The organism is Polaribacter sp. OB-PA-B3 (genome assembly GCF_054589375.1).
In genome coordinates, this window is sequence record NZ_BAAIIX010000005.1 from 21945 (window position 1) to 43555 (window position 21611).

Annotated in this window: 15 protein-coding genes; 8 read left to right on the top strand and 7 right to left on the bottom strand. The window is 29.4% G+C overall.

The annotated features are described in order from the left end of the window. Positions 1-13: 13 nt before the first annotated feature. Positions 14-3103: a hypothetical protein gene (locus ACYPV9_RS10180; RefSeq protein WP_459743460.1), complete on the bottom strand. Its 3090-nt coding sequence runs from the start codon at positions 3101-3103 to the stop codon at positions 14-16. 564 nt (positions 3104-3667) lie between these two features. Here ACYPV9_RS10180 and ACYPV9_RS10185 point away from each other — a divergent pair. The 6 genes from ACYPV9_RS10185 to ACYPV9_RS10210 all read left to right on the top strand — a co-directional run bounded on the left by ACYPV9_RS10185 (position 3668) and on the right by ACYPV9_RS10210 (position 15025). Continuing rightward, entirely contained in the window at positions 3668-4885 is a 1218-nt protein-coding gene (locus ACYPV9_RS10185; RefSeq protein WP_299061217.1) for an RsmB/NOP family class I SAM-dependent RNA methyltransferase, read from the top strand. A 69-nt stretch (positions 4886-4954) separates the two neighbouring features. After that, on the top strand, positions 4955-7159 hold the full coding sequence (locus ACYPV9_RS10190) for an endonuclease (RefSeq protein WP_459743462.1): 2205 nt from the start codon (positions 4955-4957) through the stop codon (positions 7157-7159). 161 nt (positions 7160-7320) lie between these two features. Beyond that, the gene (gene purL, locus ACYPV9_RS10195; RefSeq protein ID WP_459743464.1) at positions 7321-10998 is read left to right on the top strand and encodes a phosphoribosylformylglycinamidine synthase; all 3678 of its coding nucleotides are present in this window, start codon (positions 7321-7323) and stop codon (positions 10996-10998) included. 57 nt (positions 10999-11055) lie between these two features. Next, positions 11056-11883: a helix-turn-helix domain-containing protein gene (locus tag ACYPV9_RS10200; protein WP_459743466.1), complete on the top strand. Its 828-nt coding sequence runs from the start codon at positions 11056-11058 to the stop codon at positions 11881-11883. A gap of 213 nt (positions 11884-12096) precedes the next feature. Further along, on the top strand, positions 12097-12891 hold the full coding sequence (locus tag ACYPV9_RS10205) for a pentapeptide repeat-containing protein (protein WP_459743468.1): 795 nt from the start codon (positions 12097-12099) through the stop codon (positions 12889-12891). A 358-nt stretch (positions 12892-13249) separates the two neighbouring features. Beyond that, positions 13250-15025: an AMP-dependent synthetase/ligase gene (locus ACYPV9_RS10210; protein WP_459743470.1), complete on the top strand. Its 1776-nt coding sequence runs from the start codon at positions 13250-13252 to the stop codon at positions 15023-15025. A 49-nt stretch (positions 15026-15074) separates the two neighbouring features. On the opposite strand, the gene ACYPV9_RS10215 is transcribed toward ACYPV9_RS10210, so the two are convergent. Genes ACYPV9_RS10215 through ACYPV9_RS10225 form a run of 3 tightly spaced genes read right to left on the bottom strand, consistent with a single transcriptional unit; the run spans position 15075 to position 17031 of the window. Further along, entirely contained in the window at positions 15075-15527 is a 453-nt protein-coding gene (locus ACYPV9_RS10215) for a DUF1569 domain-containing protein (protein ID WP_299061233.1), read from the bottom strand. Positions 15528-15540: 13 nt separating this feature from the next. Then, positions 15541-16542, bottom strand: a complete 1002-nt coding sequence (holA, locus tag ACYPV9_RS10220) for a DNA polymerase III subunit delta (RefSeq protein ID WP_459743473.1) — start codon at positions 16540-16542, stop codon at positions 15541-15543. Next, positions 16543-17031: an AAA family ATPase gene (locus tag ACYPV9_RS10225; protein WP_459743475.1), complete on the bottom strand. Its 489-nt coding sequence runs from the start codon at positions 17029-17031 to the stop codon at positions 16543-16545. A gap of 26 nt (positions 17032-17057) precedes the next feature. Here ACYPV9_RS10225 and ACYPV9_RS10230 point away from each other — a divergent pair, with 26 nt between their 5' ends. Together ACYPV9_RS10230 and ACYPV9_RS10235 are read left to right on the top strand one after the other, a co-directional pair. Further along, positions 17058-17501, top strand: coding sequence for a type I restriction enzyme HsdR N-terminal domain-containing protein (locus tag ACYPV9_RS10230; protein ID WP_459743760.1), 444 nt, complete (start codon positions 17058-17060; stop codon positions 17499-17501). 69 nt (positions 17502-17570) lie between these two features. Next, on the top strand, positions 17571-18569 hold the full coding sequence (locus ACYPV9_RS10235; RefSeq protein WP_299061242.1) for a glycosyltransferase family 2 protein: 999 nt from the start codon (positions 17571-17573) through the stop codon (positions 18567-18569). 2 nt (positions 18570-18571) lie between these two features. On the opposite strand, the gene ACYPV9_RS10240 is transcribed toward ACYPV9_RS10235, so the two are convergent. The 3 genes from ACYPV9_RS10240 to ACYPV9_RS10250 all read right to left on the bottom strand — a co-directional run bounded on the left by ACYPV9_RS10240 (position 18572) and on the right by ACYPV9_RS10250 (position 21545). Next, positions 18572-19189, bottom strand: a complete 618-nt coding sequence (locus ACYPV9_RS10240) for an L-threonylcarbamoyladenylate synthase (protein WP_459743477.1) — start codon at positions 19187-19189, stop codon at positions 18572-18574. A 70-nt stretch (positions 19190-19259) separates the two neighbouring features. After that, positions 19260-19961, bottom strand: a complete 702-nt coding sequence (locus tag ACYPV9_RS10245) for a response regulator transcription factor (RefSeq protein WP_299061248.1) — start codon at positions 19959-19961, stop codon at positions 19260-19262. Between the two features lie 15 nt (positions 19962-19976). After that, a complete protein-coding gene (locus tag ACYPV9_RS10250; RefSeq protein ID WP_299061251.1) occupies positions 19977-21545 on the bottom strand; it encodes a sensor histidine kinase in 1569 nt (522 codons plus the stop codon). Positions 21546-21611: the final 66 nt, after the last annotated feature.

The window sequence follows — 21611 nt, forward strand, 5'->3', positions numbered from 1 at the left end:
TTTTTCGTATTATTTAATCTTCAGAATTTGCTATAGAATCGAATTCATTTTGGGCATTATTAAATGTAAAAACTTCTGCCTTATTAATCTTTAACACACCTTTTTCTAAAATATTAGTTGCTAATTTTAAGGTAAACGATTCTCCTTGTTTTATTTTAACTGTTCCAAAACTCCATAAACCAGTTTCTGGATTATAAATAGTATTGTTTGGAATAGAAGAAGAACTTTCATTATAAGTTAATCCTTCAGGTAAAAGATCTTTTACAACAACATTATTTGCAATCAAACCTCCGTTATTTGTAATCGTAATATTAAAAATTACCGTTCCGCCAAGTTTAACAACCGGATTCTCTACGGTTTTAATAATAGATAAATCTATAAAACAAGAAGTATTATCTATACTATTTCGAACTGCCGGAGATATATTTTGCGCAACCAACACTCCATTTAAAAGAGGTAAACCTAAATTAGCTTCTGCAGATGTTTCTGCAATTGTACCAAAATTATTATTTACCAAATCCTCAAAGACATAATTACCAGTAGCTTCTATTGCGTCTGGGCATCCATCTCCATCTGCATCTGTATCGTGCTGATCTATAATTCCGTCTAAGTCTAAATCAAATCTATCATCTACTCCATCAGAATTAGAATCTATAAAACCAGGAGTATCAGAATCTTTGTAATCTAGAATAGTGTCTCCGTCTGAATCTAAAATAGGATTTATACCACCATTTTCTTCAACATCAATAATACCATCATTATCATCATCTAAATCACTAACATCAAGAACTGTATCTTTATCTGTATCTAAACAAAACTCAAAACCAGCCCCTGTAGCGCCTCGCGTGTCTACAAAAGCACCATAAATATCTAAATCGTTATTATCTGTTAAATCTAAATTTGTATTTACATCTACTAATTTTGAAACAGTAATTTGAATTCCGTAATATTTCTGTGTAGTTTCAAAACCTAAATTATAAATTCCGTTAGGTGTACCTCCTAAGAGATTTATTAAAACTGTTAGATCGATTAAATCTGAGCCCGAAGCGGATTCAAGAACATTACCATTTTGGTCTAAAGTTTCTATAGTTATACTATCAAACAAAGAAACTTCTACAATTGAAGAGTTTGATTTTACTACAAAACCCGTAGTAGAATTTGCTGGATAAGCATTGGTAGCGTCTCTAACTGCCAAACTACCAGTTGCAGCAACACCTGCTGTAATATTTATTGATGCAAAATCTGTATTTGACGTAGACAATACCGCATCTGTATTAGAAACATTACACCCAACACAAACTAAACCAGAAACGCCAGATTTTGCGTAATCTACATAGGTAGAAAATTCTGGTGAATTTAAGTAATACGTTTGGCTACAGGCTAATTCTTTAGTACACAACTTTTTTATTGTAGAATTATAAATTCTAAAAACACCTAGATTTACACCTACGGTTGTGTTAAACTCTAACCTAACTTCATCAAAAGTATTAGAAGTAACCATACCAATTGTTTGCTTATTCAAACCCACTAAAAGTGGTGCACTTAAAAGTATACTTGCACCACTAACACTATCACCAGTTGCAACCCCATTTAAGTACGTAGTTAATGAAATATTATTTAAAAGGTTTATATCTAATAAAGTGGCCGTTTCAATTTCGAAACCAACAAACTGAGGTTCTGAATATTCTTGTAAAACATCATAAACCCCAATTTCTAAACTAGAAATTACACCAACACTTAAATCTATTTCTGCGTAATCTGTAGTGTCTGAATTTATAATATTGTCGATATTATCTACTGTTCCGCCAGCAGCCACTAAACCATTGCTATTTACAGTAGAGATTTCTACCGGATGATTAGAATTAACCCAAGAAACTTGCTCATTACAATCAAATGTGTTGCTAACACAATATTTTTTTACAACAGGGTAGTTTACTTTAATTTCACCTAAATTTACACCAATTGGTTGTGATACCGTTATTCTAATTTCGTCGTAAGGCTTGGTAGTAACAAAACCTACATTTTGAGTATCTAAACTTAATAATGGTACGTTTACTAAAGCATTGTAATTAGAATTATCTTCTTGAAAAACATCATTTAAATAAGTTGATAATGTGATATTACCTATTACATCTGCAGTTAACAAATTAGCCGAAGTTATATTAAAACCTGCATAGGTATTTGATGTAAAAGGAGTTACAACACCTGTTGAAAAATCTGCTTGTTTTTGTATTGATAAATATGATGTAGCTAAAACACCAACACCAACCAAACCTGCATTTAAAGTTGCGTGATTTGTTAAGTCTGAATCGATTAAAAATTCTGGGTTTTGTATAACATCACCTAATAAAGAAACATTAACACCTGTTACTCCTGCATCTGCAACTTCTACAGGAAAATCTGGATTCGTAATTGTATTTACATCATTACAAGTTAAAGAGGTTGCATTTTCTTGATAGAGTTTTATAAATGGGTAGAATACATCTAAACTACCTGTTTTAAGTAAATCTCCTCCGAATACAATTTCTATTGTTCTAAAATTACCCGTAGTTACAAAACCTACGTTAGTGGCACTGCTAAAATCTAAAGCCGATATTAAACTGCCATCTAAATTAAAAGTATCTACAATATTCCCATTTTCATCTCTTGTTCTAATAGCTGTATCGTTGCCTAATAAACTTAATAGTGATGCATTTCTAATTCTAAAACCAGCATATGAACCAGCAGGAATATCTTCTGTAGGGTATGTAATTGATAAAACCTCAGCATCGCCACCTAATAAAATTGATGCTCTAGAAAAATTATCAGTATCACTATCAATTACGTTTGCTCCATTTCCTGTCCAGTCATCTACACAACTTCCAATGATAGGGCAAAATTGAGTACCTGTAACAGTTAATGATGTAAAATTTACAGCATCATTTATTAAAGGTACAATTGTATTTTTAGGCAGTAAACTAATATCATTAACTGCAGTGTTTATTTTATTTGTAGAAGTCGCATTTTCATTTAATACATTAGAGCTTTCTGTAAAAGAAAAAACGAATGTAGCGTTTGTAATTAAAAAAAATGCGAGCAAAAATTTAACAATCTCTCTTATCATAACGAGAATTTTTAAAAATTATTCGGTAAGATTTTAATTAACAGGGAAAACATTTTATAGCGCTTTATGCACTAAACAAAATGATTGTATAAGAGTCTTTATAAAAAAACAATTAAAAAAGTTGGTAGTTTTCTATTGAAATAGAAATGGTTAATTAATCAGAAAAATCTAAATAAAGTTAGGTGTTAGATTCTTCTAATACATTAGAGAACCCTTTGAAAATTTTATTTTTCGTTTCCGGATTTAAAATTGAAGAATTCAACAAACTATTACTACAATTTGTTAAAATGTTACATGCTATGCTTTTCATCTATATGGAGGATTAAGAATTAAACAAAATTTGCTATTTGTAAAAATGACAGTTCACTTCTAAAAAACTTTAGTTTTTCGTTTTCATTTTTTTGAAATTAAAAACATAATAAACTGTATATAAATATAATGCAAATTAATAAATAAACCAAATCTTATTTATTAAGCCTATTTTAATTTAAAATAATATTAATGTTAACATTAGAATCTAGTAATAGATATTTGTAACTTTGTTGCCTTGTACAAAATTATAAAATGAGACTACATAGAAATTTAACTTTTGCTGTAATAGACAGTATTAGAGACATATTTAACGAAGGTGTTTATGCAGACAAAGCTGTAGAAAAAGCCTTAAAGAGAGATAAACGTTGGGGCGCAAGAGACCGTAAATTTGTTGCAGAAACAATTTACGACATTGTAAGATGGAATAGACTTTACGCCGAAATTGCAGAAGTTAAAGTACCTTATGATAGAGATAATATTTGGAGACTTTTTTCTGTTTGGTGTATTTTAAGAGGAATTGCTTTACCTGACTGGAACCAAATTGGAGATGTGCCAGAAAGAAGAATAAAAGGTCGTTTTGCAGAACTTTCTAAAACAAGAAAATTTAGAGAATCTATACCAGATTGGATGGATGAATTATGCGAAAAAGAATTAGGAAATGAAATTTGGACCAAAGAAATTGCCGCACTAAACCAACAAGCAAAAGTTATTTTAAGAACTAATACTTTAAACATTTCTAAAGAATTACTTCAAAAAAAATTACGCGCAGAAAACGTAATTACAGAATTTGTACCAAATCATCCAGATGCGTTGGTGTTACCAGAAAGAGCCAATGTATTTAAAACGGAAGCTTTTCATAATGGTTTTTTTGAAGTTCAAGATGCTTCTTCTCAATTAGTAGCCGCTTATTTAGATGTAAAACCCGGTATGAAAGTAGTAGATACTTGCGCTGGTGCTGGTGGTAAAACATTGCACTTATCTGCCTTAATGGAAAATAAAGGACAAGTTATTGCTATGGATATTTACGAAAGTAAATTGCGTAAACTAAAAGTAAGAGCAAAAAGAAATAAAGCACATAATATAGATTTAAGAGTTATCGACTCTACAAAGCCTATAAAAAAATTACATGGTAAAGCAGACAGAGTTTTAATTGATGCCCCATGTTCTGGACTAGGTGTTATTAGAAGAAACCCAGACTCTAAATGGAAATTGCAACCAGAATTTATAGATAATATTAAAAAAGTGCAACAAGACGTTTTACAACAATATTCTAAAATGGTTAAACCAGGCGGAAAAATGGTGTACGCCACTTGTTCAATTCTTCCTTCAGAAAATCAAGATCAAGTTAATAATTTCTTAACATCAGAAGCAGGAAAAGACTTTACTTTTGTAAAAGATAAAAAAGTATTAGCTCATATTTCTGGTTTCGACGGATTTTATATGGCGCTTTTAGAAAAAAAACAAGCTTAATATATTGCTAGTATTAAGTTTTTATTGCAGAAAAAGAAATATCTATTTTTTAATTTTTAATAAATACATATGATGAAAAAATTACTTTTTAGTATTCTTACTTTAACCTCTTTAATTTCTTTCTGTCAAGAAGCTTATTATAGTGATGTTAATTTACAATTATCTGGTACAGATTTAAAAGATGCTTTAGCTACAAAAATTATTAGTACACATACTAACTTGTTAACATACACTCCTGGTGTTTGGGAAGCTTCTAAAGTTACAGACAAAGATGTAGATGCATCTAAAGTTGTTTTAATTTATGGTTGGGAAAATGGAACTGACCAAGATATTACAAATGATAGAACTAGAGATAACTCTTTACAAGATAGAGGAAATGGCGAGAACTTTGTTTGGAACAGAGAACATGTTTTTTCTAAATCTCTTGCAAGCCCAAGTTTAGTAACAAATAATCCAGGTCCTGGTACAGATGCTCACAACTTAAGACCAGCTGATAAAAACAGAAATTCAGAAAGAAATAATTATAAATTTGCTTTAGGTACTGGTAACTCTTCTCGTTCTAGTGTAACATATAATGGTCCAGAAGGAGCAAATACAAGAGGTTGGTATCCTGGTGATGAGTGGAAAGGTGATGTTGCAAGAATTATTATGTATATGTATCTTCGTTACGGAGATCAATGTTTACCTACAGCTGTAGGTGTTGGTAGCAATCAATTTACACCAGATGACATGATTGATTTATTCTTACAATGGAATGTAGAAGATCCGGTTTCTGATTTTGAAAAAGCTCGTAACACATTTCATGAAAATACTTCTAATACTTATGCACAAGGTAATAGAAATCCGTTTATAGACAATCCATATTTAGCTACTAGAATTTGGGGTGGAGATGCTGCTCAAGACACTTGGGGAATTTATACAAGTAGTGATACACAGGCACCTACAAAACCTACAAATGTAATTTTAAGTAACATAACTTTAACGTCTATCGATTTAAACTGGACAGCCTCTACAGATGATGTTGGTGTTACTGGTTACGATGTTTATGTAAATGATGTTTTAACAAAACAAACAACTACTACAAACGCGTCTATTACAGATTTAGAAGCAGGTACGTCTTATAGCTTTAAAATTGTTGCTAAAGATCAAATTAACAGATCAGAAGCAAGTGATATAGTAACAGGACAAACATTATCAGACACAACAGCTCCTTCAGTACCTGCAAATGTTACAATTACAAATGTTACAGACAGTTCTTTTAAGGTAAATTGGTCTGCATCTACAGATAACAATGCCGTTGCAAGTTATGACGTTTATTTAGATGATACTTTTCATGCAAATACAACAGACACAAATTATACAATTATAAATTTAGCAACTTCTACTACTTATAGTGTATCTGTATTAGCTAAAGACAAAGACAACAATATGTCTGCAAAATCTACAGCTGTTAGCGCAACAACTACAGACGGTTCATCTGGAGGTACTGCATCAGAATTATTTATTTCTGAATATGTTGAAGGAGATGGAGGTACTAACAAAGCAATAGAAATTGTTAACTTAACAGGTAGCACAGTAGATCTTGAAGGATATGTTTTAAAGTTAGAAAGAAATGGGGCTGGTGTTTGGACTACACCTTTAGCTTTAGATAAAGGATCTGTAAAAAGTATTGTTCCTGGTGATGTATTTGTTATTGGTAATGGTGACAACTCTGCTCCAGAATTACAACCATATTCTGCATCTAATCAAAATGGGCAAGTAGATTTAGTGCAACCTAATAACCAAAACACAAACTATGGTCAACCAGTAAACTTTAATGGTGATGATGCAGTGGCTTTATTTAAAGATGATGTATTAATTGATATAATTGGTGTTTTTGGCAATGGTGCAAAATTTGCAGCTAACGTAACGCTTAGAAGAAATGGAGATATAACAGCACCAAACACCACATTTGATAAAGCTGGTGAATGGACAGCTTTTCCGCAAAACACTTTTAACGGAATTGGAAGTCATACTGTAACGCTAAGTACAGACTCAGAAACTTTAAATGGTTTCAAAATGTATCCAAACCCTGTTACAGGAAACAAGTTATTTTTTAATATTAACGAAAAAGCAACCATAAATATTTATAACGTTTTAGGTAAATTGGTACAATCAGAAATTATAGAAAACGTAAACAGTTCTATAAACGTATCTAAATTATCTAAAGGAATGTATTTGTTAAAATTAAATACACAAAACCAATCGATAACTAAAAAGTTTATCAAACAGTAAGAAATTACATAGTAAAAATTAAAAGACGACTATTTTTAGTCGTCTTTTTTTTTGTTAAAAACCTCTTGAAAAACTATATAATTTCGCGTAAATAAATAGTTAAAATTAAGTTGAAAAAAAGTAAATTTGTCATTTACAACAAACGCTAACACAACACAATAATGATTCATTTCTTTGGAAACAAAAACAGTAAAGTATTCGCTGTTCAAACAACAAAAGAATTAACAACAGAAACAATTGCAAAATTGACTTGGCTTTTTGCCGATCAACCAAAAATAAATGAGGCATCAATAGATGCTTTTTTTGTTGGCCCTAGAGCAGCAATGATTACACCTTGGAGTACAAATGCCGTAGAAATCACTCAAAATATGGGTATTTCTGACGTTATTAGAATAGAAGAATTTACGGCTGTTTCAGAAAGTTTTTCTGATTTTGATCCTATGATTTCAGAAAAATTTAAAAGTTTAAATCAAGACTCATTTTCAATTGATATTCAACCAGAAGCAATTATAGAAATTGATGATATTGCAGCTTACAACACTCAAGAAGGATTGTCTTTGAGTGATGAAGAAGTTCAATATCTTGAAGGTGTTGCCAAAAAAATAGATAGAAAATTAACAGATTCTGAAGTTTTTGGGTTTTCTCAAGTAAACTCAGAACACTGTCGTCATAAAATTTTTAACGGAACTTTTGTTATTGATGGTGAAGAAATGCCAACTTCTCTTTTTAAATTAATTAAAGAGACATCAAAACAAAATCCTAACGATATTGTTTCTGCATACAAAGACAATGTAGCTTTTATAAAAGGACCAAAAGTAGAACAGTTTGCTCCTAAAACGGCTGATAAGCCTGATTTTTATCAAACACAAGAATTTGATTCTGTAATTTCATTAAAAGCAGAAACACATAACTTCCCAACAACTGTAGAACCTTTTAACGGAGCCGCAACAGGTTCTGGAGGAGAAATTAGAGATAGACTTGCTGGCGGAAAAGGTTCTTTACCTTTAGCAGGAACAGCAGTTTACATGACTTCATACTCTAGATTGGAAGAAGATAGACCTTGGGAACAAAAATTTACTGCTAGAGATTGGTTATACCAAACTCCAATGGATATTTTAATCAAAGCATCTAACGGAGCATCTGATTTTGGTAACAAATTTGGGCAACCATTAATTACAGGTTCTGTTTTAACTTTTGAACATAAGGAAAATGCTGCTTCTAGTGATGCTGATGCAAGAAGATTAGGCTTCGATAAAGTAATTATGCAAGCTGGGGGCATTGGATACGGAAAAGCAGCGCAAGCATTAAAAGACACACCTAAAGAGGGTGATAAAATTGTAATTCTTGGTGGTGAAAACTACAGAATTGGAATGGGTGGCGCTGCAGTTTCATCTGCAGACACCGGAGAATTTGCATCAGGAATTGAATTGAATGCTGTGCAACGTTCGAATCCGGAAATGCAAAAACGTGCTGCGAATGCAGTACGAGGAATGGTAGAAAGTGATGAAAACTTTATCGTTTCAATTCATGATCATGGTGCGGGCGGACACTTAAATTGCTTGTCTGAATTAGTAGAAGATACTGGTGGTAAAATCGATTTGGATAAATTACCTGTAGGTGATCCAACTTTATCGGCAAAAGAAATTATTGGTAACGAATCTCAAGAAAGAATGGGTTTAGTTATTGCAGAAAAACACACAGAAACCCTTCAAAAAATAGCAGAAAGAGAACGATCGCCAATGTATACTGTTGGTGATGTTACTGGTAACAATAGATTTACTTTTGAATCTAAAACTACTGGCGAAAAACCAATGGATTTAGCTTTAGAAGACATGTTTGGTTCATCACCAAAAACTATAATGACAGATAAAACTGTTATCAGAAAATATAAAAACCCGCGTTATAAAACTAAGAATTTAAAAATTTACTTAGAACAAGTTTTACAGTTAGAAGCTGTTGCTTGTAAAGATTGGTTAACAAATAAAGTAGATAGATGTGTTGGTGGTAAAGTTGCCAAACAACAATGTGTTGGTCCGTTACAAATACCGTTAAACAACGTTGGTGTAATGGCACTAGATTATAATGGTAAAGAAGGTGTAGCAACTTCTATTGGCCACGCTCCTATTTCTGCTTTAATTAATCCAGAAGCAGGAAGTAGAAATGCAATAACAGAATCATTAACAAATATTATTTGGGCACCTTTAAAAGATAATTTAAACTCTATTTCTTTATCTGCAAATTGGATGTGGCCTTGTAAAAATGAAGGTGAAGATGCTCGTTTATACAAAGCTGTAAAAGCCGTTTCAGAGTTTTCTGTAGATTTAGGTATCAACGTACCAACTGGTAAAGATTCTTTGTCGATGAAACAGAAATATCCTGATGGAGATGTGATTTCACCCGGAACCGTTATTATTTCTGCTGCAGGAAATTGTAATGAAATTTCTAAAGTTGTTGAACCTGTTTTACAAGTCGACGGAGGAAATATTTATTACATCAATATATCTCAAGACGAATATAAATTAGGTGGTAGTTCTTTTAACCAAGCTTTAAACGCTATTGGTAACGAAACACCTGATGTTACAAATTCTTCTTATGTAAAAAAGACGTTCAATGCAATTCAGAATTTAATTAAAGCTGATAAGATTAAAGCAGGTCACGATATTGCTTCTGGCGGGTTTATAACAACTTTATTAGAAATGTGTTTTGCTGATGTAAATTTAGGTGCAAACTTTGATATTTCTGATTTAAATGAAGAAGATTCTATAAAAGTATTGTTCTCGGAAAATGCCGGAATTGTATTTCAAGCAGATGCTACAGTAAAAGAAGAATTAGAAGAAAAAGGTATTGCTGTATTTAAAATTGGTACTGCAAATAATTCGGGTACTGTAAACATTAAAAATAATACAGATAACTTTTCTTTTGACGTTGCTGAATTAAGAGATGTTTGGTATAAAACTTCTTTTTTATTAGATCAAAAACAAACAGCAAACAATTTAGCTCAAGACAGATTTGATAATTATAAAAATCAGCCATTAACTTATAAATTCCCAGAAAACTTTACAGGTAAATTACCAAAAATAGGATCTGAGAAACCTAAAGCTGCAATTATTAGAGAAAAAGGATCTAACTCAGAACGTGAAATGGCAAATGCCATGTATTTAGCCGGTTTTGATGTAAAAGATGTACACATGACAGATTTAATTTCTGGCCGAGAAACACTTGAAGATATACAGTTTATTGGTGCTGTTGGTGGTTTTTCTAATTCTGATGTTTTAGGTTCTGCAAAAGGTTGGGCAGGTGCTTTTAAATACAACGAAAAAGCTAATACCGCTCTAAAAAACTTCTTTAAAAGAGAAGATACTTTATCTGTTGGTATTTGTAATGGTGCGCAATTATGGATGGAATTAGACTTGATTAATCCAGAACATAAAGTTCATGGAAAATTAGTACATAACGATTCTAACAAGCATGAAAGCTCTTTTACATCAGTAAAAATTCAAGAAAACAACTCTGTAATGTTGTCTAGTTTAGCAGGTACTGAATTAGGTGTATGGATTTCTCATGGTGAAGGTAAATTTAACTTACCAGAAACCGAAGATAATTATAATATTGTAGCAAAATATGGTTACAAAGGTTACCCAAATAACCCAAATGGCTCTGATTTTAATACCGCGATGATGTGTGATAAAACTGGTAGACATTTAGTAACAATGCCACATATAGAACGCTCTACTTTTCAATGGAATTGGGCAAATTATCCTACAAATAGAAAAGATGATGTTACACCTTGGCTAGAAGCTTTTGTAAATGCAAAAAACTGGATAATCAATAAAAAATAAATTAAAAATAGCTTTATAGGATTTTTTTTTTATTTTTAAAATTATAAATAAAATTCTATGAAGCTAACTTATTTTGATGTTACAAAAACTTCTCATTTAATCGAGGAGTTTTTTTTAATCGATTATCAAAAAAAAGACGTACAATTAGAAGCTATAATACCACCTTTAAACTTTTCTGGTTTGGCTTATTTTTATAATAAAGGTCAAAAAATTACACTTGTGAATGACGTTACAGATTTACATAAACTTACTGTTTATGGTCAATTTAGTAAGTCATATCAATTTAACTTATATAAAGAAGGTATTGTATGTGGTATGAATTTTAATCCTACAACATTACATAAGTTAACCAACATCGATGCTTCTTGTCTTACAAATAAATACAAGTCTTTTAACGAGATTAATCAAGAAATAGCAAAAAAATTTGATAGCATTTTTTTAACTAAAGCAGATGATTATAAAAAAATATTTAACAAACTCGAAGATTACCTTTTAACGTTAAATTTAACAGAAAACAAAAACACTTTAATAATAGATGAACTTGTAAAAAAAATTCACCTAAAAGAAGGTATGATTTCTGTAAATGAAATCTTAGAAGATTTACCATTTGGTCAAAAAACTTTAGAAACAAATTTTAAAAAGATCGTAGGCTTAACACCTTCTAAATACATAAGAATTCATAGATTTAAGAAATTAATGAAACAATATGAAAGTAAAAAAATTAATTTAAAAGATTTAATTTATATGTATGACTATTATGACGAATCTCACTTTGCTAAAGACTTCAAATTATTTACTTCAAAATCATTAAAAGATTACTTTAAAGACGAGTTTCTATTAATCAAAGAAATTTTTAGAAATACCAAATACGATTATTTACAATAAAACTATACAAGCTCTTTGTATATTTATATTAGATTTTCATCAATGAATATTGGGGGGCTAATATTTATATATAATGATGTGAAATTTATTTTAGTATTTTAGTTTTAGGCAAAAGACCGGGTTTTATTCTCGGTCTTTTTTTATTTTTTAGATTAAACTGTCACAAATAAAGTATTAGAATGTCATTAAATAAAAACATTAAAACTTAACAACATGAAAAAAATAATTACTCTTATAATTTTAATGGTAAGCATTAATAATTCGGTTTTTTGTCAAAAAAAAATAGAAGCAACTGATATTTTAAAAGACATTAAAGAAGGTAAAAACATTGCAATCGAAAATGCCACAATTGTTGGTGTTTTAGATTTAACTTTTATGGATGAGGCTCTAGAAAAATTACCAAAAAGAAAAAAAAGTAGTTGGTTTAACTGGAATTCTAATAACAATAATACCAATGAAATTAAAAAGTTAATAGATGTTAAGGTTTCATTTATAAACTGTACATTTAATAATGATGTTTTAGCATATATACCCACAGAAGATTCTGGCTATACTTTTACTGCTAGTTTTGAAGATGAAGTAATTTTTAAAAACTGTAAGTTTACCAGAAAAGCAATGTTTAAATATTCAAATTTTGAAGAAGATTCAGATTTTTCTTACTCAACTTTTAATGATGATAATACTTTTAAATATGCAAAATTTTACAAAAACAGTAATTTTTCTAAAACAAGATTTAATGAAATCGCCACATTTAAATATGCTAAATTTAGTAGAAATGTAAGTTTTGCAAATGCAACGTTTAAAGATTCTGCAACATTTAAGTATACTCAATTTAAAAACGGAGTTTCTTTTAAGAATACTCAATTTAATGAGGATTTAAATATAAAATACATGAAGGTTTCTGGTGATTTTGATATTACAGGCATGGAAGTTAATTATGAAATTGATTCTAAATACACTAAAATAAATGGAAAAAATTTAAATAAATATTTAATAAACAATAAATAGGTATTTATACGTATACGCAGTTTTTTTAAACTTTGTAAATTGCACCGTAATGGAAATATGGTTAGATTAGGGGCTAACCAAAACCAACTAAACCTAGCTTTTTATTTTAAAAAGCTAGGTTTTTCATTTTACATATTTTTTTTTAAAAAACAAGGCTAATAAACGCAAACTTTTAAAAATTAAGCAGTTAAATATCTTAACATTTCAAACTTTAATTACTAAAAAACACACGTTAATTCTATATTATCAAAAATAATATTAGGATAAAAATAAAGATTTAATAATTTATAATCTATTAAAATAAGTATTTGTTAAATAGCAGTAATTTCCCTAATTTGCATTTAACAAAATAGAACTTATGCCGATAGAAATTACCAGGTTGTTTGACATCCCTTATTATCAATTAGAAACATATAATTTAAACAAATCGTTTTCAACAAAGTTTAAAAATAAGTGGGATAGTATATCTACGCAAGAATATATAGACCAAGCAAATAAATTAAGTAGAGGATTATTAAAACTAGGAGTTCAACCTAACGATAAAATTGCAGTTATTTCAACAAACAATAGAACAGAGTGGAACATCTGTGATATTGGAATTTTACAAACAGGAGCTCAGAATGTACCTATTTACCCTACAATTAGTAAAGAAGATTATGAATACGTTTTAAATCACTCAGAAGCAATATATTGTTTTGTTTCTGACGAAGAAGTTTTGGAAAAACTTAATAAAATTAAAGAAAATACAAAATTAAAAGGTGTATTTACTTTTAATGATATTACTACAGAAAAATCTTGGAAAGACGTTTTAGAGCTTGGAAAAGATATAAGTAACCAACTTGAAGTCGAAGAAAGAAAAAAAGCTGTAAAACCAACAGACTTAGCAACCCTTATTTATACTTCTGGAACAACAGGTAGACCAAAAGGAGTAATGCTTTCTCATGATAACATAGTTTCTAATGTTTTAGCTGCTAAAGAACGTGTACCTTTAGATGACGGTAAAGATATAGGATTAAGCTTTTTACCTGTTTGCCATATTTTCGAAAGAATGATTTTGTACCTATACCAATATTGTGGTGTCTCTATTTATTTTGCAGAATCCATAGAAAAACTTTCTGAAAACGCACAAGAAATCAAACCAAATGTAATGACTGCGGTACCACGTTTGTACGAGAAAATTTACGATAAAATTATTTTAAAAGGTGAAGCTCTATCTGGAATAAAAAAAGGACTTTTCTTTTGGGCTGTTAACCTTGGTTTGAAATTCGAGCCAGACGGTGCAAATGGTTGGTGGTATGAAAAACAATTAAGTTTAGCAAGAAAATTAATATTTTCTAAATGGCAAGCTGCCTTAGGCGGAAATTTAAAAATAATGGTTTCTGGTAGTGCAGCATTGCAACCAAGGCTTACCAGAGTTTTTGCTGCAGCAAAAATGCCAATTATGGAAGGTTACGGATTAACCGAAACATCACCAGTAATCTCTGTAAACGACCAACGTAAAAAAGGATTTAAAATTGGAACCGTCGGTAAAACTATTAGTAAAGTTGAAGTAAAAATTGCCGAAAACGGAGAGATTTTAGTAAAAGGACCAAATGTAATGTTAGGATATTATAAAGATCCTAAAAAAACTTCTGAAGTTTTAAAAGATGGTTATTTTCATACAGGTGATAAGGGAGAAATTGATAAAGATGGATTCTTAAAAATTACCGGAAGAACTAAAGAAATGTTTAAAACTTCTGGTGGTAAATATGTTGTACCACCATTATTAGAAGGAGAATTAAAACAATCTTTATTTATAGAACAGATAATGGTTGTTGGTGAAGGAGAAAAAATGCCTGCAGCAATTATTCAACCAAATTTTGAGTTTATTAAAGACTGGATTGATAAAAAAGGTTTGTCTATTGGAAAAACCAATGAAGAAATTATTAATTCTGAAATAGTTGTTAGTAGAATACAAAGAGAAGTCGATAAATGTAACGAACATTTTGGCAAATGGGAACGCATTAAACGTTTCGAACTTACAAAAGATGTTTGGTCTATTGATGGCGGTCACTTAACACCAACAATGAAAATGAAAAGGGCAATAATTAAAGAAATTTATAAAGATTTATACGAGAAAATATATAGACCGTAAATAAAAAAACCGAGCAAAAAGCTCGGTTTTTTTATTTCTAATTTTAAGTTTAAACTCCGAATTGAGTTAAATGATGATCTAAATGTTTATAAAAAGAATTGTTCCATTCTTGTGAAGTTAGTTTCCCAAAAGAATGAGATTCTTTACCTTCAAAATGTTTAGCTCCTAATTCTTGTGTTTTGTTGATGTAATTTATCAATATTATTTTTTCTTGATCAAAATTCTTTTCTTCATCAATTATAAATTGAGGTGCTGTTTTACCATTTTTAGCATATGGTTTTGTAGATACAACTGCATTTTTAACAAACAATTTTAACATAAATTTCATAAAAGCATTTGGCTTAGGATGCTTATCGGTATAAACCATTTCATAAGTAACATTACAATGCGCTAACATTTGTGATACAGACATTTTACCCCAATTAGGTTGGGTAGATGCCGTTAAATTATTAATTCTTTCAATAACTTGATTACTTACCTCTTTTTCAAAAATATTTTTCATTTTTTACTAATTTTTAATGTAAAATTTTAAATAATAATTCTTTTAAAATATCATGACTTGTTTGATTTGCTCCTACACCTTTACTTTTAACATCTGCTTCTCTTAACATTGCAATAACTTGTGCTACTTTTCTCATAGGATAATTTCTAGCTGCTAAAAAATATTCATCTACAAAATACGGATTTACACCAATTGCTTTAGCCACAGAGCTTTTTGATTTATCCTTTAACCCATGAAAAGAGAGTAATTGTGTAAAATAACCGTTTAACAAAGAAATAGTCATTACTAAAGGATTACTTTTTGGGTTTTCTGCAAAATAATTAATAATTCGATTTGCTTTTACAATATCCTTCTCTCCTACTGCCTTTCTTAACTCAAAATTATTGAAATCTTTAGAAATTCCGATATTTTCTTCAATATGCTTATCGTTTATAATAGTTGCTTCTGGTAAAACAAGCATTAATTTTTCTAATTCATTCGAAATTTTACTTAAATCAGTTCCTAAAAATTCAACCAACATTAAAGAGGCTTTAGGTTCAATTTGATATTTTTTTCCGCTTAAAACTCTACGAATCCAATCCGAAACCTGATTGTCGTACAATTTTTTACTCTCGAAAATAACACCTGTTTTCGCTATAGCTTTATGTAATTTTTTACGTTTATCTAACTTTTTATATTTATAGTTTAAAACTAAAACTGTTGTTGGCTGCGGATTTTCGGCATAAGAAACTAACTTTTCTATATTTCTGCTTAAATCTTGTGCTTCTTTAACAATTAAAACTTGTCTTTCGGCCATCATTGGGTACCGTTTAGCCGCAGAAACAATATCTTCTACACTAGCATCTCTACCATACATTACCTGCTGATTAAACCCTTTTTCTGCTTCATCTAATACATGTTCTTCGATATAATCAGAAATCTTATCAATATAATAGGGCTCTTCTCCCATTAAAAAATAAATGGGTTTTATGGTACCGCTTTTAATGTCTGATACAATAGCTTTAACTTCGTTCATTTATTCTTTTATAATTATTGCATTATGTAATTCTTGTTCTGTTGGAGTTTCAAACCAGTTTTCCATAAATTCGAAATTAGCATCACTTACTTCAAATTCAAAAGTTGATCCTTTTTCGAAATTTCTTTTTAAAACTCTTTCTTTTCTAATTTCTTTTGAAATATCTAAAAAATGAAATTGAACATTAATATTATTATCGTTGGCAAATTTTCTATATTTTTCTCTGTGTAAAAATTTAGAAAGTCCTACATCTAAAATACTATCTACACCACTATTTTCTAACTGTAATATCAAATCTTCTATGATAACTTCTGCCCTATCAATTCTTTCTAAAAACCAATCTAAACCATCTATATCTTTCTTATCCGGAAAAAATAAAACTTTATTCCATTTATCTAAAGTAAAAATAATACCAGAAGTTTCTTTTTTTAATTGACTAGCGTATGTAGATTTACCTGCACCAGTATTACCAACTAATAAATGTATCATAACTGTTTTTTAATTACTTTTGATTGATGCAAAAACTGAACTTACCAAACTACAATTTCCGACTCAAAAGTAACGAAAATAAGATGCTTATTTTTGATATTTTAAGAAAAAAATTCTTGGTACTTACACCAGAAGAATGGGTAAGACAACACTATTTGGCATATTTATTACATGTAAAAAAATATCCGAACTCTTTAATTGCTCTGGAAAAACAATTAACTATTAATAATAGAAAAAAAAGAACAGATATTTTAATTTTTAATGCGAAAGGCGAACCAGATATAATTGTAGAATGTAAAGCACCATCAATAAAAATTACACAAGCTACATTTGATCAAATTGCGAGATATAATTTAAAATTAAAAGCAAATTATTTAATTGTAACCAACGGTTTACAGCATTTTTATTGCAAAATGGATTTTGAAAATGAAACTTATATTTTCTTAAAAGATATTCCAGATTATATTTAGTTATTATCTTATTGGAATTAACAATTTTCTAATAGCTATAAATAAGATTTATAACGTAAATTTGCACCCTTGAAAACAGCAATCGTCATATTAAATTGGAATGGTAAAAAACTATTAGAACAGTTTTTACCATCAGTAGTTAATTTTAGCTTAAATGAAGCCGAAGTTTATGTAGCCGATAATGCTTCTACAGATAGTTCTATTTCTTTTATCAAAGAAAATTATCCGTCGGTAAAAATTATTAAAAACCCAACCAATGGCGGTTATGCAAAAGGTTATAACGATTCTCTACAAGCTATTGATGCAGATATTTATTGTTTATTAAATTCTGATGTTGAAGTAACTAAAAATTGGTTAAAACCTGTATTAACTGTTTTTAAAAACGATGATGAAACAGCTATTATTCAACCAAAATTATTAGATTTTAAAAATAAAACTAAATTTGAATATGCAGGTGCTGCAGGCGGATTTATAGATTTATATGGCTACCCTTATTGTAGAGGAAGAATTTTTAATTCTTTAGAAACAGACCAAAATCAATTTGATGATACTTCAGAAATTTTTTGGGCTTCTGGCGCTTGTTTGTTTATTAGAGCAAATGTTTATCATAAACTTGGTGGTTTTGATGAAGACTATTTTGCGCATCAAGAAGAAATAGATTTATGCTGGCGAACTCAAAATATTGGTTATAAAGTAAAATATGTTGGCGCGTCTACTGTTTATCATGTTGGCGGAGCAACTTTACAAGAAACGAATCCGCATAAAACATTTTTAAACTTTAGAAATAGCTTATTAAATGTTGTAAAAAATGTACCTAAAAAGTGGTTTCTATTTGTAATTTTTTCTAGATTAATTTTAGACGGAATTGCGGGATTAAAGTTTTTATTAGAGTTAAGACCAATACATACCTTTGCTGTGATAAAAGCGCATTTTAGTTTCTATAAAAATTTTTACAAATATTTACAAAAGAGAAAGTTATTACAAAAAAAACAGAACTATAATTTACACACAAGTGTTGTTTGGCAACATTTTATTTTAGGTAGAAGAAGATTTGAAAACTTAAAATAGGTTTAAAGAATATCTAAACTCCCTTTTCCTTCTCTAATTACTTCTGGTTCTTCTGTTAAATCGATCACTGTAGATGCTTCATTACCGCCATAACCACCATCAATAACAACATCAACTAAATTTTGCCATTTTTCAAAAATTAACTCAGGATCTGTGGTATACTCTAAAACATCATCATCATCTCTAATAGATGTAGATACAATTGGGTTGCCAAGTTCTTGCACTAAGGTTCTAATGATAGAATTATTTGGAATTCTAATACCAACCGTCTTTTTCTTTTTAAATACTTTTGGTAAGTTTTTACTTCCTGGCAAAATAAACGTATAAGGTCCTGGCAAAGCCCTTTTAAGTATTTTAAACGTCGTAGAATCAATTTGTTTAACGTAATCAGACAAATGGCTTAAATCGTTACATATAAAAGACCAGTTAGCTTTTTCTAACTTAATATTTTTTATTTGCGCTATTTTTTCTAAAGCTTTTGGTTTTGTGATATCACACCCTAAACCATAAACCGTATCTGTAGGATATATAACCAAACCACCAGCTTGTAAAACCTTTACAACTTTAGCAATTTCTTTTGGGTTTGGGTTTTCGTTATAAATTCTTATAAATTCTGCCATAATATAAAAATACAAAAAACTCAGCTTGAAATACAAACTGAGTTATTTTATTTGGGAAGGGTTTTAGAAATTAAGATTTATCTACCAATCTAAATCCTTCTCCGTGAATATTTAAAATTTCTACTTTTTCGTCTAATTTTAAGTATTTTCTAAGTTTTGCAATATAAACATCCATACTTCTAGAAGTAAAATAGTTATCATCTCTCCATATTTTTGTTAATGCTAATTCTCTTGGCATTAAATCATTTTTATGAAGCGCTAACATGCGTAACAACTTACTCTCTTTAGGCGATAATTTTACAGCTTCACCATCTTTACCAATAGATAAATGACGTAATTTAGAATTGAAAAAGAAATTACCGATTGTAAATTCAAACTGCTCGTTTTCTGTAGAATTATCTGTTTCTTTTCTTTGTAAAATTGCTTTAATTTTATGTAATAAAACTTCAGAATCAAAAGGTTTATTTAAATAATCATCTGCCCCAACAGCATAACCTTTTAAAACATCTTCTTTAAGAGTTTTAGCTGTTAAGAAAATAATTGGCACTTCTTTATTTGTTACTCTAATATCTTGTGCTAAAGAAAAACCATCTTTACGAGGCATCATTACATCTAAAATACATAAATCGTAATCGCTGTTTTTAAACATAATTAAACCTTCTATACCATCTTTTGCATGTGTAACGTTATAATCGTTTAATGCTAAATAATCTTTTAGAACTGTTCCAAAATTTGGATCATCTTCAACTAATAAAATTTTTTTACTTCCCATTATTATTTCTTTCTTTTAAATTAAAGGTAATTTTACTGTAAATATGCTACCCTTTCCTTTCTCACTTTCCACAAAAACTGTTCCGTGGTGTTTCTCTACTATTTCTTTTACGTAAGCCAAACCTAAACCATGGCCTTTAACGTCGTGAATATTTCCTTTTTGTTCTCTATAAAATTTTGTAAAAACTTGTTTCTGAACATTTTTACTCATTCCAATACCAGAATCTTTAATTTTAAACACAAAAAACTTACTTGTACTTTCTGTATAAACGTCTATAATCGGCGCTCCTTCAGAATATTTAATTGCGTTTTCTAACATGTTTACAACTACATTGGTTAAATGAAATTGATTTCCTGGTAATTCTGATACAATTGCTTTAAAATGAGTAGAAATTTTTCCTTTTCGATCTTCTATTAGCAAACTAACATGTGTAATTGCGTCTTCTATAATGTCGTGCAAGTCTATAGTTTCCTTACTTAAATCTATCTGATTTTTTTCTAACCTAGATATTCTTAATACATTTTCTACCTGAGAGTGCATTCTTTTATTTTCATCACGAATCATTTGTACATAGCGCAAAACCTTAGAATCGTCTCCTAAAATTTTTGGATTTTTAATAGAATCTAATGCCAAATTGATTGTTGCAATTGGTGTTTTAAATTCATGCGTCATGTTGTTAATAAAATCCGTTTTTATTTCTGATATTTTTTTCTGACGAATTAATTGATACAATGAACTTGAAAAAGCAATAATTATAATAAATATAAAAAACAACGAAAGCAGTAAAATATTAGAAATTCCTGCTAAAATATGGTCGTCTTTATCAGGAAAATTTACATGCAAATTGTATGTTGTATTTCCTAAAGGATCAAAAAATAACGGGTATTTAAAACTGTCTTTTGTATCTATTGTATAATACCCAGATTTTAATTTGGTAGCCAAACCATCAGAACCATAAACGCCATATTTAAAATCTAGAACAATGTTTCTTTTAACAAGTTCTTCCTTAATTATATTATTTAAATCTTTGTTACTTAAACGTTCGTGAATTAGTTTTTTACTATTCACAAAATTTAGAACTTCTAAAGTTTGCAACCTATCGAATTCTGTATATCTTCTTGTAAAAGAAAACCTTTGTTCATCTAACTTTGGAAATAATTCATCCGGACTTTTAATTAATGATAATTTAGAGAAATCTGTTCTACCTGTAACTCTTTTATAAATTATCGAATCGTGGTTTAAAAAATCTGAGGTTAACTTAAAGTTTTCTTCTAAAAAAGTACCACCAACAGTAATTTTAATATTTGTAGAAGTATCTATTTGTTGAATTAAATGTTGTTTTAATTCCGCAGTACCTGCTAAACCTTCTTTTGAAATTATTTCGTTAATTTTTTTTTGAAAAGTAGAAATCTCTTGCTCGTTAATTCTTTCGGTAGCTGCCCCTAAAGATTTCTGCACATCATTTTTAAATTGTGCTTGTTTACTTTCTAAAGCATTATTAATCCAATAAAGTTGTACAGCAATAATTCCTATCAAGGAAATACTCATTAAAACAACAATAAGAATAAACATCTTTTTACGCATAAATCAAATTTACTACTTTCAAAAGTTGTAATTATCGATTTTAACCTAAATTAACTGTTTTATTGG